13 protein-coding genes are annotated in these 15,990 nt (G+C 68.4%); 1 reads left to right on the top strand and 12 read right to left on the bottom strand.

Going from position 1 to position 15,990, the window contains the following annotated elements; translation table 11 throughout:
• Nucleotides 1–199: 199 nt before the first annotated feature.
• The 12 genes from ABKS89_RS12610 to ABKS89_RS12555 are packed head-to-tail and all read right to left on the bottom strand — an operon-like array spanning nucleotide 200 to nucleotide 12,898.
• On the bottom strand, nucleotides 200–640 hold the full coding sequence (locus ABKS89_RS12610; RefSeq protein WP_348589293.1) for a PaaI family thioesterase: 441 nt from the start codon (nucleotides 638–640) through the stop codon (nucleotides 200–202).
• On the bottom strand, nucleotides 640–2,196 hold the full coding sequence (locus ABKS89_RS12605; RefSeq protein WP_348589294.1) for a long-chain-fatty-acid--CoA ligase: 1,557 nt from the start codon (nucleotides 2,194–2,196) through the stop codon (nucleotides 640–642). The genes ABKS89_RS12610 and ABKS89_RS12605 overlap by 1 nt, the downstream gene beginning before the upstream one ends.
• 39 nt (nucleotides 2,197–2,235) lie before the next feature.
• Entirely contained in the window at nucleotides 2,236–3,963 is a 1,728-nt protein-coding gene (locus ABKS89_RS12600; protein WP_348589295.1) for a long-chain fatty acid--CoA ligase, read from the bottom strand.
• 46 nt (nucleotides 3,964–4,009) lie between these two features.
• On the bottom strand, nucleotides 4,010–5,242 hold the full coding sequence (locus tag ABKS89_RS12595; RefSeq protein WP_348589296.1) for an acyl-CoA dehydrogenase family protein: 1,233 nt from the start codon (nucleotides 5,240–5,242) through the stop codon (nucleotides 4,010–4,012).
• Nucleotides 5,243–5,255: 13 nt separating this feature from the next.
• Nucleotides 5,256–6,173, bottom strand: a complete 918-nt coding sequence (locus tag ABKS89_RS12590; protein ID WP_348589297.1) for an SDR family oxidoreductase — start codon at nucleotides 6,171–6,173, stop codon at nucleotides 5,256–5,258.
• 33 nt (nucleotides 6,174–6,206) lie between these two features.
• Nucleotides 6,207–7,361: an acyl-CoA dehydrogenase family protein gene (locus ABKS89_RS12585; protein ID WP_348589298.1), complete on the bottom strand. Its 1,155-nt coding sequence runs from the start codon at nucleotides 7,359–7,361 to the stop codon at nucleotides 6,207–6,209.
• Between the two features lie 17 nt (nucleotides 7,362–7,378).
• The gene (locus ABKS89_RS12580) at nucleotides 7,379–8,182 is read right to left on the bottom strand and encodes an enoyl-CoA hydratase/isomerase family protein (protein ID WP_348589299.1); all 804 of its coding nucleotides are present in this window, start codon (nucleotides 8,180–8,182) and stop codon (nucleotides 7,379–7,381) included.
• Between the two features lie 3 nt (nucleotides 8,183–8,185).
• Entirely contained in the window at nucleotides 8,186–8,947 is a 762-nt protein-coding gene (fabG, locus tag ABKS89_RS12575; RefSeq protein ID WP_348589300.1) for a 3-oxoacyl-ACP reductase FabG, read from the bottom strand.
• Nucleotides 8,948–8,957: 10 nt separating this feature from the next.
• Complete coding sequence (locus ABKS89_RS12570; protein ID WP_348589301.1) at nucleotides 8,958–10,103, bottom strand: thiolase family protein; 1,146 nt, start codon at nucleotides 10,101–10,103, stop codon at nucleotides 8,958–8,960.
• Nucleotides 10,100–10,495: a Zn-ribbon domain-containing OB-fold protein gene (locus ABKS89_RS12565; RefSeq protein ID WP_348589302.1), complete on the bottom strand. Its 396-nt coding sequence runs from the start codon at nucleotides 10,493–10,495 to the stop codon at nucleotides 10,100–10,102. The genes ABKS89_RS12570 and ABKS89_RS12565 overlap by 4 nt, the downstream gene beginning before the upstream one ends.
• Nucleotides 10,496–10,509: 14 nt before the next feature.
• Entirely contained in the window at nucleotides 10,510–11,709 is a 1,200-nt protein-coding gene (locus ABKS89_RS12560) for an acetyl-CoA C-acetyltransferase (RefSeq protein ID WP_348589303.1), read from the bottom strand.
• 34 nt (nucleotides 11,710–11,743) lie between these two features.
• Nucleotides 11,744–12,898, bottom strand: a complete 1,155-nt coding sequence (locus ABKS89_RS12555) for a CaiB/BaiF CoA transferase family protein (protein WP_348589304.1) — start codon at nucleotides 12,896–12,898, stop codon at nucleotides 11,744–11,746.
• A 242-nt stretch (nucleotides 12,899–13,140) separates the two neighbouring features.
• Here ABKS89_RS12555 and ABKS89_RS12550 point away from each other — a divergent pair, with 242 nt between their 5' ends.
• Nucleotides 13,141–15,969, top strand: coding sequence for a winged helix-turn-helix domain-containing protein (locus ABKS89_RS12550; protein WP_348589305.1), 2,829 nt, complete (start codon nucleotides 13,141–13,143; stop codon nucleotides 15,967–15,969).
• The last annotated feature ends 21 nt before the right edge of the window (nucleotides 15,970–15,990 follow it).

Raw genomic sequence — 15,990 nt, 5'->3', positions numbered from 1 at the left:
CCAATTCACCCGATCGGGTAATTCTTCCGGATGCCACCGTGCCCGCCCGCAGACCGCGCCAGGACTGCCGCCGAGCCACGTTACCAAGGGTGACAAGCAGCGAATGGTGCGCTGTCGCAACCATCCTGCCAGGCCAGAAAAGACGAAGCCCCATCGAGGGTTCGATGGGGCTTGGGTGATTGACGGGAGCCTCAGCGAATCAGCGTGCGCCGGCCGTACGCCCCTTCCACAGGGTGAAGATGCCGCTGGCCCGCAACACCGTGCGCTCGCCCACTTTCAACCGGCATTCGGCGTTGGCGAAACTGCCGCCGAACTTGAGAATCTCCACATGGGCCTCCAGCCAGTCACCCTCACGCACTGCGCCCAGGTAGTCGAGTGCGAGGCTGACGGTGATCGGCGGAAACTCCAGATCGTATGCGCGCCGGAACACCACGCCGAAGGCACTGTCGGCCAAGGTGGCGAGGAAGCCGCCGTGGACGATGCGCACCGAGTTGAGCAGGTGTTCGCCGATGCGAACAGCGAGCACCGGCAGTTCGTCGTGCAGGTAGAAGCCGCCGCAGTGGCGGGCGAACCCGGGTGGCGTCGGCAGCGGCGAAAAGCCGCCAGGAACGCCCGGCAGAGACGGGTCGATGGCAGTCATCAGTTCACCGCCCGGCTCTTGCCGGCCCAGAAGGGTTCGCGCAGGTCGCGCTTGAGAATCTTGCCGGCCCCGGTGAGCGGCAGCGCATCGCGGAACTCCACCGATTTCGGGCACTTGTAGCTGGCGATGTACTCGCGGCAGTAGCGCCGCAGGTCGTCCTCATCCACCGTTGCCCCCGGCTTGCGCACCACGATGGCATGCACCGACTCGCCCCATTGTTCGTGGGGAATGCCGATCACCGCGCACATCAGCACTGCCGGATGGCGGGCGACGACGTTCTCCACTTCAGCCGAATACACGTTCTCGCCGCCGCTGACGATCATGTCCTTGAGCCGGTCGACGATGAACAGGTAGCCCTGCTCGTCCATGTAGGCGCCATCGCCGGTGAACAGCCAGCCGTCGCGCAGCGCCCTGGCGGTTTCCTCCGGCTTGTTCCAGTAGCCGAGCATGATGTTCGGGCCGCGCACGATGATCTCGCCGACCGTTCCGCGCGGTACCTCTTCGCCCTGCTCGTCAACGATCTTCACGTTGACGCCCAGGCCGGCACGCCCTACCGAACGGATCAGGCCGCTGGCCCTGGCCTCTGCGCCATGGTTCTGCGGCGGATTGGTGGAGACGATCGGGCAGGCCTCGGTCAGCCCGTAGGAGTGCGACAGCTGCAGGTTCGGCAAGCGCGCCAGCACCTGCTCGATCATTTCGCCGGCGGTCGGCGAGGCGCCATAGGTCAGGCGCCGCAGCGAGGACAGATCGTACTGGTCGAACTCGGGGTGAGCCAGCAGGCCGAGGATCATGGTCGGCACCAGGATCGCGTCGGTCACGCCCTCCTCTGCAATCGCGCGCAGCACCGCCGGCGCATCGAAGGTCGGCTGGATGACATGCGAGCCGCCGGCGATGAAGCCGGAGACCACCCGCGCCAGCCCGGCGATATGGAACAGCGGCATGACGTGCAGGTCGCGCTGCTCGGCGCCCTGGTGGATTTCCGCCATGCGCTGGATGCATGCCGACCAGAGGTTGAAGTGGCTCTGCATCACGCCCTTGGGAAAACCGGTGGTGCCGCCGGTGTACATGATGCAGGCAAGGTCGTCGCCGCCACGACCGGCGTCTTCCGCCGGCGTGGCGTCGGCCAGCAGCGTCTCGTAGTCGAGCATCCCCGGTGGAGCGTCCTTCTCCCCGGCGTAGATGAACACCGGCGCATTGCGCGCCTGGGCACGGATGCCCTCGACCAGCGGCAGGAAGTAATCGTCGACCAGCAGGAAGCGGGTGTTGCAGTCATCCAGCGAGTAGACGATTTCCGGCACGGCCCAGCGGATGTTGATCGGGTTGAGCACCCCACCGCCCCACCAGGTGCCCTGCATGTATTCCAGGTAGCGGTCGGAGTTGAGCGCGAGCATACCGACGCGGTCGTCGGCGACCATGCCCAGGTTGCGCAAGGCGCCGGCCAGGCGCGCGACGCGCTCGCCGAACTCGCGGAAGGTACGGCGGCGCGCGCCGAAAAGGGTGACGATACGCTCGGGCGTCTGCTGCAGCGAACGCTGCAGGCCTTGGGTCAGGTACATGCGGGGAATCCTTGGAATTGTTGTTGTCGGGCCCGGCGCTCAGGAGGCGTGCCGGGCCATCTCCTGTTCCTGCAGCTCGCGCCAGGCGATCTTTCCCGTGGCGTTCTTCGGCAGGCTGTCGACGATCTGCGCCAGGCGCGGTGCCTTGTAGGTGGCCATGTGCTCGCGGCACCAGGCGAGCAGCTCCTCGCTGCTCAGGGTGGCCCCCGGCTTCAGGGTGACCACCGCCTTCACCGTTTCGCCGCGGTGGCGATCCGGGGCGGCGATCACGCAAGCCTCGGAGACAGCCGGATGGCCGTGCAGCAAAGCTTCGACCTCGGCCGGCCAGACCTTGAATCCCGAGGCGTTGATCATTCGCTTGAGGCGGTCGCGCATGAACAGGTAGCCGTCCTCGTCCATGCTCGCCAGATCGCCCGTACGCAGGAAACGCTTGCCGTCGATGACGATGAAGCTGTCGGCGTTGGCCTGCGGATTGTTCCAGTAGCCGAGCATCGCCTGGCCGGCGTGGGCGACGATCTCGCCGACCTCGCCCTGGGCGACCGGTTCCAGAGTCTCCGGATCGAGCAGGTGCAGCTCGACGCCGAAAGTCGGGACACCCAGGCAACCGCGCTTGGGCTTGTACAGCGGGTTGGTGCAGAGGAAGGACGCGGTCTCCGTCAGGCCGTAGCCTTCGATGTAGTCGAGGCCGTAGCGCTGCTTGAGCAGGTCGCTGATGTGCTGCGGCGTGGCCGCCCCGCCGCCGGTAATGATGCGCAGGCTGGAGAGGTCGCGCTGGTCAATGCCGGGCTGCGAGAAGAAGTCCACCAGCATGGTCGGCAATGCCGCCCAGAAGGTCACACCGTGGCGCTCGATCAGGGTCGCGGCGGTTTCGCGGTCCCAGCGCGGCATCAGCACGATGGTGCTGCCGTTGAAGATCGCGGCGTTGACGTTGGTCTGCAAGCCGAGCAGGTGGAACAGCGGCGCCACCGCGAGGAACACCGAGGAGGCGTTGGTCGGGCGCCATACCGAGGAGCCGACGAAGGAGGTGCTGACGGTCCGATGGGTGTGTACGCAGGCCTTGGGCTTGCCGGTGGTGCCCGAGGTGTAGGGCAGCATGCAGAGGTCGTCGGGGCCGGCGCGATGCGGCGTCGGCGCGTGCTCCTGGGCCAGTGCCGCCGCCCAGCGCTCGCCACCGGCGAACAGTGGCTGCGTCGAGGAGCGCTGGCGCACCCAGTCGGGAATGTTCAGCCCGGCGTCATCCTCACCCAGCACATCGCCGTAGGCATGCACGACCACGTGCCGCAGCGAGGTGCGACCAATCAACGGGGCGACCTGTTCCACCAGCTCCTCGGCGACGAAGGCCGCCACCGCGCCGCTGTCGCGGACGATGTGTTCCATCTCCTCGAGCAGCAGCATGGCGTTGGCCGGCACCAGCACGGCGTCGGCACGCAGGATGGCGAAGTAGGCGGCGATGAACTGCGGGCAGTTCTGGCTGAACACCACCACCCGGTCCCCGCGCTCCACGCCGCAGACGTTCTGAAGGTAGCCGGCCATGCGCTCGACGTCGCGCAGCAGCTCGGCATAACGGTAGGCATTGCCGAAGAACTGCACCGCAGTCTTGCCCGGATAGCGCCGCGCGGCGGTCTCCAGGTGGTTGAAGATGCTGGTTTGCGGGATGTGCACCTGGCGCGCCGGCAGGCTGGCGGCGTGGCGCGGATCGGCGGCCAGCGGACTGCTCGGGCGTTCGACCACGCCGGGCGGCGTCGGGTGGGGATGACTGTAGGCCATGAAGCCTCCTGTTCACGGGCTGTGGCCCGCTTGTTGGAATTATGGGTCAGAAGCAGGTGTCGCCGTCGAGCAGGCGGCGGGCGATGGTGCGCCGCTGGATTTCCGAGGTGCCGTCGGGGATGCGCATGCTGCGGGCGAAACGGAAGCCCTCTTCCAGGCGCAGCTCGTTGGTCAGGCCCATGCCGCCATGCACCTGCATGCAGCGGTCCATCACCCGGCACAGCGCTTCGGTGGAGGATGCCTTGACGATGGAGACTTCCTTGGTCGCCGGCTGGCCCTGGTCCACCAGCCACGCGCAATGGCGCACCATGCTCTTCACCGCATAGATGTCCATCGCGCACTCGGCGAGCATCGCCTGGACCATCTGGTGCTCGGCGATCGGCTGGCCGAAGGTCTTGCGCACCTTGGCGTAGTCCAGCGCCTGGTCCAGCGCCCAGCGCGCCAGCCCCAGGCAGGACGCGGCCATGCTCAGACGCCCGGCGTTGACGCCTTCCAGCGCCGCCTGCAGGCCGCGATCGAGTGGACCGATGCGCTGGCTGTCAGGCACCCGCACATTGTCCAGCGCGATGATGCCGATGTCCGCGCCCAGGTGGCCCATGATCGGGATCACGCTGGGCACCGAGAAGCCGGGGGTGTCGGTGGCCAGGAAGAAGCCGGTGATACCGCCCTTCCCTGCCTTCACCTTGTCCTCGTCGGTGACGGCGAAGATCATCGCGTAGTCGGCGTAGGGAGCGTTGGTGATCCACTGTTTGCTGCCGTTGAGCACCCAGTGGTCACCGTCGCGCACCGCGCGGGTGCGCATGGCCAGCACGTCGGAGCCGGCATCCGGCTCGCTGAGGCCGAAGCAGAGGGTACGCTCGCCGCTGGCGATGGCCGGCAGGTACTCCTCCAGCACCTGCGGCTGCAGGTGGCGAAGCACCGGCGTCAGGCCGTTGGTGAAGGGCGACGGCAGGATCACCGTCTGGATCAGGTGCCGGGACGGCCCGACATGGGCATTCAGCCGCTCCTGCAGGTAGACCGCGGCCTGGGCGCCGAGGCCGGCACCACCCAGCGACAGGTCGCCCAGCGCGGTGTAGAAGCCGGCTTCGGCGGAGAGCCGGCGCACCCGCGCGCGCAGCTCCATCACCTGAGGCGCGTAGCGGCCATCCTCGCTGTACAGGCGGCGTTCGTTGTGCAGCAGGTCAGCGTGCTGCTTCTCCAGCGGCACCACTTCCTGCTCGATGAAGCGGATCAGCGCGTCGCCTACCGCCACCCAGTCGTCAGGTACGTTGAAATCCATGGGCTTGCTCTCCTCAGACCGGGTCCCAGCCGAACACGTCGGCCGAGGTATCCAATGGCAGGAACGACGGTTTGAGCGCCGGCAGCATATGTTCGGCCAGCAACTCCGGTGTCCAGCCCTCGCCGCGGTGCAACGAACGCAGCGGTCGCGGCTGGCTCATCAGGAACACCTCGTTGCGGCGCACGGTGAAGACCTGCCCGTTGACCTCGCTGGCCGCGTCGCTGGCGAGAAACACCGCCATGGCGGCGATCGGCGCCGGGGTCATCGACTTGACCTTCTCCACCCGCGCGGCCTGGGCCGGGTCAGTGGCGGGGATCGAGCCGACCATGCGGCTCCAGGCGAATGGCGCGATGCAGTTGGAGCGCACGCCATAGCGAGCGCCATCCAGGGCGATGGACTTGGACAGCCCGACGATGCCCAGCTTGGCGGCGGCGTAATTGGCCTGGCCGAGGTTGCCCACCAGGCCGGAGGTGGAGGTCATGTGCACGAAGGCGCCGGACTTCTGCTCGCGGAACCCGGTGATCGCCGCGCGGCTCATGTAGAAGCTGCCGTAGAGGTGCACGCGGATCACCGCGTCGAATTCCTCCGGGCTCATCTGGTGGAAGATCCGGTCGCGCAGGATGCCGGCGTTGTTCACCACCGCATCGAGGCGACCGAAACTGTCCATGGCCTGCTGGACGATGCGCTGGGCGCTGTCCCAATCCGATACGCTGTCGCGGCTGAGTACCGCTTCGCCACCGGCGGCGCGGATCGCCTCGACCACTTCGCGGCCGGGGTCCTCGTCATCGGCCTCGCCGCTGACACTGACACCCACGTCGTTGACCACCACCCGCGCACCCTGCGCGGCCATCTGCAGGGCCATCTCGCGGCCGATGCCACGGCCGGAGCCGGTGACGATGACGACCTTGCCTTCCATCATCTGCGAACTCATGGGTAACTCCTTCGGATTCTTGTTCTGGGCGGCTCAGCGGAACGCGCTGACGCCGGTGATCTCGCGGCCCTGGATCAGCGCCAGAATGCCGTTCATGCCGTCGGGCACCTGGAACATGCGGGCGTCGCGCCACATGCGTTCGATGCCCAGTTCCTCGGTGATGCCCATGCCGCCATGCAGCTGCATCGCCAGCCCGAGCGCGCGCTCGCAGGCCTGGGTGGCGTAGCGCTTGGCCATGGCCGAGCTGCCGTTGGCGCGCTGGCCACGGTCCATCGCATCCAGCGCCTGGTAGCAGAGCAGGCGCGCGCTGACGATCAGCGTCTGCATGTCCGCCAGGTCCTGTTGCACCAGTTGGTGCGCCGCCAGCGGCTTGCCGAACTGCTCGCGCACGCCGGCATATTCCACGCACATGTCGAAGGCCTTCTGCGCCAGGTGCACGCACATCAGGCCGATCAGCGGGCGGTTGCCGTTCCAGCCGACGGTAAGAGTCCGGGCGGCATCGCCGGCCTCGCCGATCAGGTGGCTGCGGGGAATGCGGGTTTCCTCGAACAGCACCTCGCTCAGGTGGCCCTGCTGCAGGCCGGTGACGCCAATCTCGCGCACCTCCACCGTCGACTGGCTGCGGTCCACCAGGGCGCGCTGGGCAATCGGCCGGCCACGCTCGGCGTTGCCCAGGGTGCAGGAGACATTCAGCAGGTCGCAGACCGAAGCGTTGGTGATCCAGATCTTGCGACCACTGATATAGGCGCTGTCGCCTTCGACCCGCAGGCGGGTCTTCACCGCGTTGGAGTCGGAGCCGGCGTTGACCTCGGAGTTGGCGGTGCAGGCGATCTTGCGCCCGGCGATCAGGTCCGGCAGGTACTGCGCGGCGATCTCCGGCGGGCAGCCGGAATAGATGCGCGCCACGGTGCCTTCGTGGGAAATCAGCGACAGCGCGACAATGGCCGGCAGCTGTTCGAGGATCAGCCCGTAGTCGAGCATCTTCAGCCCACCGCCACCGACCTCGACGGGCAGGCGCGGCGCGGTAATGCCCAGCTCGGCCAAGGCCGCGTAAATCTCCAGCATGGCGCTGCGCGGCAGCGGCTTGTCCACGGGGTGACGGGCGAGCACGGGATCGATACGGTCACGCACCATGCGCCGGGCCGCATCGATCATCATTTCCTGGGAGGGGTTGGGAGCGAAGTTCATCGATGGTTACTCGGGGCTCATTGGCCGGTGAATTTCGGCTGACGTTTCTCGGCGAAGGCCTTGCGGCCCTCGATGCGGTCGCGGCTGTCGCGCAGCAGGCCCCAGTGCAGGTTGGCCTGGGCGACGAAGTCTCGTGGCGCCAGGTGGCTGGTCTCCACCGCCAGGCGCTTGATCGCCTGTACCGCCAGCGGGCCGTTGGCGGCAATGGTCTCCGCCAGCTCCATGGCCAGGGTCAGCAACTGCCCGCGCGGCACGCAGTCGCTGATCAGGCCAATGCGCAGGGCCTGGGCGGCGTCGATGCGCTCGCCGGTCAGGGCAAGCTTCATCGCGTGGGCCGCAGGGATGGCGCGCAACAGGTACTGCACGCCGCCCACGGCCGGCACGCTGGCGACCCGTGCTTCGGGCAGCGCGAAGGAGGCCTGCTCGCTGGCGATGCGCAGGTCGCATTGCAGCGCCAGCTCCAGCCCGCCACCGAGGCAGTAGCCCTGGATGGCGGCGATCATCGGCTTCCAGATTTCCAGATCACCGAGGTCGATCAGCCGCGTGTAGCCACCCTCCTCGGCTTCCGCCGCGCGGCTCTTGAAGTTGCCGCTGGCGAAGCCGGTGGACGGCGGCAAGGTCGCCTTGAGGTTGGCGCCGGTGCAGAACGCCTGATCACCGGCACCGGTGAGGACGATGGCGCGTACCTGGTCCTCGTCCTGCGCGGTGCCCAGGGCTTTGCGCAGATGCCGCAGGTCGCCGATGGTCAGGGCATTCATGGACTCCGGCGCATCCAGGGTGATGAGCGCCACGTGGCCGATGATCTGGAACTGGATCGCCATGGCTCAAGCGCTCGGGCTGGACAGGGAGCGGCCGCCGCAGACGTAGAGCGTCTGACCGGTGATGTAGGACGCCTTCGGGTCGGCGAACATCAGCACGGCATGGGCGATGTCCTCGGGCTTGCCGATGCGGCCCACGGGAATGGTCGCCATGATCTTCGCCCGCTGCTCGTCGGAGAGCGGCGCGAGGATCGGCGTATCGATGGCACCCGGGGCAATGGCGTTGGCGGTGATGCCGTGCCTGGCCAGTTCGATGGCCAGGGTGCGCGTCAGGCTGATCACGCCGCCCTTGGCCGCCGAATAGTTGGCCTGGCCGAAGCCGCCGAGCCAGGCCCGCGAGGAGATGTTGACGATGCGCCCGAAGCCCTGCTCGACCATGCCCGGCACCACGGCCTTGGCACAGAGGAACTGCGACTTGAGGTTGACGTCCAGCACCAGGTCCCAGTCCGCCTCGCTCATGTTCACCAGGCGTTTGTCGCGGGTCAGGCCGGCGTTGTTCACCAGCAGGTCCGGGGTCTTCCAGCGCGCGATGACCTGGGCCACTGCGGCATTCACCTGCTCGGCGGCGGTCACGTCGACCTTCACGCCCATCAGGCTGTCCGCTTGCGCGCCGGCTTCGGCGACCAGTCTGTCCATCGCTTCGCCGTTGAGGTCGAACATGGCGACGGCGTAACCGGCGTCCAGCAGGGCCCGGGTCAGGCCCAGGCCGATGCCCTGGGCGCCACCGGTGACGATGGCGACCGGTTTATTCATGGGGGACGTATTCATGTGGGTCTCCTCAGACGCCCAGGATGTGTACGGCGGAAGCCGCGTGATCGACGCCGGCGATGCCGCCGCCGGTGCATTGGGTCAACGCCAGCTCGGCGCCCTCGGCCTGGCGTTCACCGGCACGCCGTTGCAGTTGCCAGACCGCCTCGACCATCTGCGCGACGCCGGTGGCGCCCAGCGGATGGCCCTTGGCGAGCAGGCCGCCGGAGGGGTTGACCACGGTCTTGCCGCCCAGTCCGGTAGCCCCGCTCTTCAGCAGTTCGTGGGCTTCGCCGCGGCCGCACAGGCCGAGGGCGTTGTAGTAGATGAGTTCGGCGATGCTGAAGGCGTCGTGCAGCTCGATGACGTCGATGTCGGCCGGCTTCACCCCCGCCTGCCGGTAGGCCAGCGTGGCGGCGCGGGCGGTGATCTCGGCGGACAGGATGTCGTCGTCCGGATCCTCGGCGCGGCCGGACTGGATGACCGACGCCAGTACCTGTACCGGGCGCGCCTGCTGCGGCTTGCGGGTGGTCAGCACCAGCGCGGCGGCGCCATCCACCGCCGAGGGGCAGCATTGCAGCAGGGTCAGCGGGTCGAAGACCGTCCGCGAGTTCAGCACCTCGTCGAGGGAAACCTCGGTGCGGGTCTGCGCGTAGGGGTTGAGCGCACCGTGACGACGGTTCTTCACCGCCACCTCCGCCAGCACCTCGGCGCCCACGCCGAACTCGTGCAGGTAGCGGGTGGCGCGCATGGCGTAGATCGCCGGCAGCGCCATGCCGGCACGGGCATAGAGTTCGGTCATGTAGTCGTTGCGCTGCAGCGGGATGGTGCCGCCGCCCAGGCTGGTGAGCTTCTCCACGCCGAACACCACCACGGTGTCGTAGATGCCGGCCTGCAGCGCATGGCAGGCCAGGTGCACGCCGGTGGCGCCACTGGCGCAGGCGTTTTCCACGTTGTAGATCGGCAGGCCGGACAGGCCCAGGTCGCGCAGCAGCACCTGGCCCAGGACCATGCCGCCGAACACGTTGCAGGCGTAGAAGGCCTGCGGCTCATGCAGTTCGATCCCGGCGTCGGTCAGCGCCTGCAACACCGACTGCTGGGTGAGATCCTGCAGGGACGCGGTGTGACGGCCGAAAGGCGTCATCGCCACGCCAGAGATATAGACCGGCTTGTTCATGCGTCCTCCTGCGGACGGAAGGCGTAGATCGGGCCGCTGTCGGAGTCGACCAGGCACAGGCTCAGGGCATCGCCGATGCGCGGCAGGCGACCGGCGGGATAGTCCAGGCGGGCGAATACCCGCAGTCCCTCGGGGAAATCGGCCAGGCCCAGCGGCTGCGGCGGCTTGTTGGCCTTCGGGCTGAAATGCACGACGGTGAAGCTGTACAGCCGCGGCGTGGAGTCCAGCTCCACCAGCTCACAGCCTTCGCGCAATGGAGAGGTTTCCGGCAGTGGCGGAAAATGCAGGCCGGCGTGGCCCCGGCGGCGCGAGGCCAGCAGGACCAGGTGGCCGTCGCGCTCGCGCCAGGGTTGTTCGGCGATGCCGGGCACCGCCTCGGTTTGTGCACTCATGGGAGCTCCTTGGCTCAGACGCGTTCGAACACCGCGGCGAGCCCCTGCCCGCCGCCGATGCACATGGTTTCCAGGCCGTACCGGGCGTTGCGGCGCTGCATCTCGTGGAGCAGCGAGGTCATGATCCGCAGCCCGGTGGCACCGATGGGGTGGCCCAGGGAGATGCCCGAGCCATTGACGTTGACCCGCGGGTCGTCTTCCAGCTGCCACTCGCGCAGCACGGCAAGCACCTGTCCGGCGAAGGCCTCGTTCACCTCGATCAGGTCCATGTCGGCCAGCTCCAGCTGCAGTCGCCGCAGCAGCTTCGCCACCGCCGGCACCGGACCGATGCCCATGCGCAGCGGATGGCAACCGGCCGAGGCCCAGCCGGCGAAACGCGCCATCGGACGCAGATCGTGCTGGATCACGAAGCGCTCGGAGACCACCAGGCAGCCGGCCGCCGCGTCGTTCTGCTGGCTGGCGCTGCCGGCGGTGACGGTGCCGCCCTTGATGACCGGCGCCAGCCTGGCCATGGCGGCATAGTTGGCATCTTCACGGATGCCTTCATCGCGGCTGACGATCAGCGGTTCACCCTTGCGCTGCGGCACCTCGACCGGCATGACCTCGGCATCGAAACGCCCCTGGCTCCAGGCCGCCGCGGCCTTCAGGTGGCTGCCGACAGCCCAGCGGTCGCAGGCTTCACGGCTGATGCCGTAGTCGCGCACTAGGTTCTCGGCGGTCTCCACTGCGCCGCCAGGGCAGTCGCCGTAGCGGCTCGCCGGCTGCGAGTTGACCCGGCCACGGTCGAGACGGTCATGAAGCTTCACGTCGCCCAGCCGCGCGCCCCAGCGCATGCTGGTGCTGTAGTACTCGATGTTGCTCATGCTTTCGACGCCGGCCACCAGCAGGCAGTCGGCAGCGCCGGTCTGGACCTGCATGGCCGCATCGATCACCGCCTGCAGGCCGGAGCCGCAACGACGGTCCACCGAGTAGCCGGCCACTTCGTCGGGCAGGCCGGCCAGGGAGGCGGCGTAGCGGCCCATGCAGGGCGCCTCGCTGGACTGGTAGGACTGCGCGACTATCACTTCGTCGACCTGTCCGGCGGGCACTCCGCTGCGCCGCAGGACTTCCTGCAGGACCCGCGCAGCCAGGTCCGCCGTCGGCACGCTGGCGAGCGCGCCGCCGAACTTGCCGATAGGCGTGCGCACGGGGGAAAGGATGTAGGCGTTGGACATGGCGGTCTCTTCTTGTGCTGTGATCAGGGTTCAGTCAGGCATCGGCGCCCAGACCGCTGGCACGCAGGCGCTCGATCAGGGCGGCGTCCAGCCCCCAGTCGCGCAGCGCCGCCTGGCCGAACTGCCCACGCGCGGGCGCTGGCTGCGGAGTGGCACCGGGGGTGCCGAGGAAGCGCGGCGCCGGAGCCGGCTGCACCACCCCGGCGATTTCCATGAAGCTGCCGCGCGCCTGGGCATGGGGATGCCCGGCGGCTTCGGCGAAGCCGAGCACCGGCGCCACGCAGGCATCGCTGTCGGCGAAGATTTCGCACCATTCGTCGCGTGGTCGCTGCAGGAAGGCGCGGATGAACGCCTCGCGCAGGCGCGGCCAGCCGTGGCGGTCGTGCTGCGGCGGCAGGCTCTCGCCGGCCAGGCCGAGCTTGTCCAGCAGTTCGGCATAGAAGCGCGACTCCACCGGGCCGATGGCCATGTAGCCGCCGTCCAGGGTGCGGTAGGTGTCGTACCAGGGCGCGCCACCGTCGAGCAGGTTGCTGCCGCGCTCCTCGCGCCAGTTGCCCGATGCCAGCAGCCCCCAGAACACCGAACCGAGTTGGGCCGCGCCTTCGGCCATGGCAGCGTCCACCACCTGCCCGGCGCCGCCGCGCTGGACGTTGACCAGCGCCGCCAGCACACCCATGGCCAGCAACATGCCGCCACCACCGTAGTCGCCGACCAGGTTCAGCGGCGGCAGCGGGCGCCCGGCCACCGGGCCGATGCCCGAGAGCACGCCCGACAGCGCGATGTAGTTGATGTCGTGGCCGGCGCGCTGGGCCAGCGGGCCATGCTGGCCCCAGCCGGTCATGCGGCCGTAGACCAGCCCGGGATTGCGCGCCAGCGCCTGCTCCGGGCCGAGTCCGAGGCGCTCCAGCGTGCCCGGACGGAAGCCTTCGATCAGTACGTCGGCGCGTTCGATCAATTCCAGGGCGACCGCCGCAGACTCCGGGCGCTTCAGGTCGAGCGTGACCGAGCGCCGGCCGCGGCCGGTGATTTCCACCTTTGGCCCGTCCATCTTCGGCCCCAGGTCGCCATGGGCGACGGGCCGGTCGATGCGAATCACGTCCGCGCCCATATCCGCCAGCAACATGGCGGCGAAAGGTGCCGGGCCGATGGCCTCGAACTCCAGAACTCGAATACCGCTCAACACACCCATTGACGTCGTTCCTTGCCTTTCTGGCGCGGCTGTTGCCGCAGCGATACCGCCCATTGGCGGCTTTTCCGCATTGGAGCAACGCCCGATGGGCGTGGCCGCCACCCGCGTCGGGTGGCGGGTGGCAGCTGTCGGGGCCAGGTGGCAAAAGGCACTGGTGAAGGCTATCGCTTGTAGGCATTCTCTGAAGGACGCCCGTACAGACCGACAACAATCGCGGGCGCTCGAGACTGCCTGGAAATGCCATGGAAAAGCCCAGCACCACCACAAGAAGAACTGCCCCAGCCCCGCTCGACGAGCGGGCCGAACCCGCCCTGACCACCACCCTGGACCGCTCGCGCCTGGCCCCCCCGCGCAGCGGCGGCCGGATCATCCCGCGTGAACGTCTGGTCCAGCGCCTGGTGGAAAGCCGGCGGCGGCGCTGCACCGTGATCAAGGGCCCCGCCGGCTGGGGCAAGACCACCGTGCTGCTGGCCTGCCGCCAGCAACTGCTGTCGCTGGGCTTCGAGGTCGCCTGGCTGAGCCTCTGCGAGGAAGACAACGAACTGGGCCGCTTCATCGACTACCTGCTCGGCAGCCTGGCGCAGATCGACCTGCAGATGGTCCAGGAAGCCTCCCTGATGGAGGCGCACGGCTTCGACAGCGAATCAGTGGAGCGCACCGTCATCACCCTGGTGCAGGGCATCGCCAACAGCCGCCAGGAAGTGGTGCTGGTGCTCGACGACCTGCACAGCCTCACCGATGTCGGTATCCACCAGGCCCTGCAGTGGCTGCTGGACTATGCCCCGGCCAATCTGCACCTGGTGCTCGGCACTCGCAGCGCCGTGCCGCTCTCGCTGGCCCGGCTGCGCAGCCAGGAGCAGATTCTCGAACTGGACCTGCGAGACCTCGGATTCACCCACGACGAGACCCGGCAGTTTCTCCAGCAGCAGCTGGGCGAGTTGCCAGCCACCGAAGTGCAGCAGATCCATGAGCTGACCGACGGCTGGATCGCCGGCCTGCAACTGCTCGCCGCCAGCCGGCGAAAACCGGTCGACGCCGGCCCAGCGGTCGGTGAAACCCCTTCGCCCCTGCGCGACCACGAGGCCTTTGCGCGCTACTTTGAATCCGCCGTGCTGGCGCGCCTGGAGCCCGATGAAGTCGAACTGCTGGTGCACACCGCCGTCTGCAATCGCTTCTGCCCGGCGCTCTGCGCCGCCCTGGTGAACCGCCCCGACGCGGTGGCCGAAGCGTTGGCGCTGCTGGCCCGCCTGGAACAGGACAACCTGTTCCTCATCGCCCTGGACAGCAACGACCCGGAAAGCTGGTACCGGCTGCACCCGCTGCTGCGCGAAACCCTGCTCGGCCTGTTTGCCCGCCGTTCCCCCGAACACCAGCGCAGCGTGCACAGCCGCGCCTGGAGCTGGCTGCGCGAACGCGACCAGCTGATCGACGCGGTGCGCCATGCCGTCGCCGGTGGCGAGGCTGTCGCCGCCGCGCAACTCGTCGAGGAGCGCCTGGAAGCGCTGTATGCCCAGGGCGACCTGCGCATCCTCGTGGAGCTGGCCCGCCTGCTGCCCAGGGAACAGGTGCAGACCAGCATCCGCCTGCGCCTGCTGCTGGCCCGCATGCAGGTGTTCGCCCGCGACTTCACTGCCTGCGAACAGAGCATCGCCGAACTTGACCGTGACGTCCCGGCGGACGACAACGACTCGCGCTTCCGCGTCGCCATGCTGCGCGCCGTGCTGGCGGTGCAACGGGACAACACCGACGAGGCGCTGGAGATACTCCCGCAATTGCTGAATCCGCCGCCCGGCGTCAACTCGGTGATGATCGGCGGCAGCCTGAACATCCTCTCCTGGCTGTACATGAACCGCGGCGAGTACGAACGCGCACGCCAGGTGCAACTGGAGCGCCCGCCCCTGCTGGTGGATGGCGCGCCGCTGCTCGGTACTGCCGGCGGCACCCTGCAGGGTCGCTGCCTGATCGGCCTGAGCCTGGCCATGGAGGGGCAGATCGCCCAGGCCGAGCGGATCTACCGCGAGGTCATCTACGAAGCGCAGCGCCACGGCCGCTCCTGCGCCGACGCCCGACACCTGGCGACGGCGCTGCTCGGCGACACGCTCTATGAAACCAATGAGATCGACGATGCCCTGCAACTGCTGGAGCCGCAGATCGACCTGCTGGAGCGCATCTCGATTCCCGACTCGGTACTGCGCGCGCTGGAGGTGCTGGGCAAGGCGCACTGGGTGGCCGGCAACCGTCGCGAGGCGTTCGCCTATCTCGAACACCTGGACGAGTACGCGCGCCGGCACCAGCTCGACCGGCTGATGGCCCACGCGCTGGTCTGGCAGGTGCACTGGCACTTGCAGCTGGGAGAGGTAGTGGCTGCGGAGACCAAGCTCGCCCGGCTGGACGCCATTGCCGCACGCCACCCTGGCGCCGCCACCAGCCATCGCAAGGACATCTTCATCATCGTCGAGAACGCCCACGTGCGCTGGGATGCCGCCCACGGCGACCTGCACAGCGCCACGCTGCGCCTGAACCGCATGATCGAAGCCGGCGAGCAGGACGGCCGGCAGCTCGCCGTGACGCGCCTGAAGATGCTCTGCGCGGTGTTCGACGCCCAACGCGGACAGATCGACCAGGCCCGAGAAAAGGTCATGGCGCTGCTGCGCACGGCCCAGCGTTTGGGCCAGTTGCGTAGCGTGGTCGATGCTCACCCGGACGCCCTGCAACTGATCGAGACACTCACCCGCGACCAGCAACTCGACCCGGTGCTGGCCTTCTACGTCGAGCGCCTGCGCGGTACGCGGCGCACGGTGCTGCAACCGGTGACGGCGCAAGCAGCTCCCCGCACCACCGGCCTGCAGCTGGGGGCCGGCATGGAGCCGCTGAGCGAGCGCGAGCTGGAAGTGCTGCGCCTGCTGGCCCAGGCCCTGCCGAACAAGAAGATCGCGCGGGCGCTCGGCCTGTCCCACGAAACCGTGAAGTGGCACCTGCGGCACATCTACAGCAAGCTCGGCGTCGGCAGCCGGGACGAAGCGGTAGCCCGCCTGCGCGACGCGGAAACCGCCAACAGCACCCCGCGCTGAAGCAACGCCGCCACCCACCCC

The organism is Pseudomonas sp. LABIM340 (genome assembly GCF_040017195.2).
GTDB lineage: Bacteria > Pseudomonadota > Gammaproteobacteria > Pseudomonadales > Pseudomonadaceae > Pseudomonas.
The sequence above is the reverse complement of the archived record's forward strand: the minus strand, read 5'-3'. Positions and strand labels throughout refer to the sequence as shown.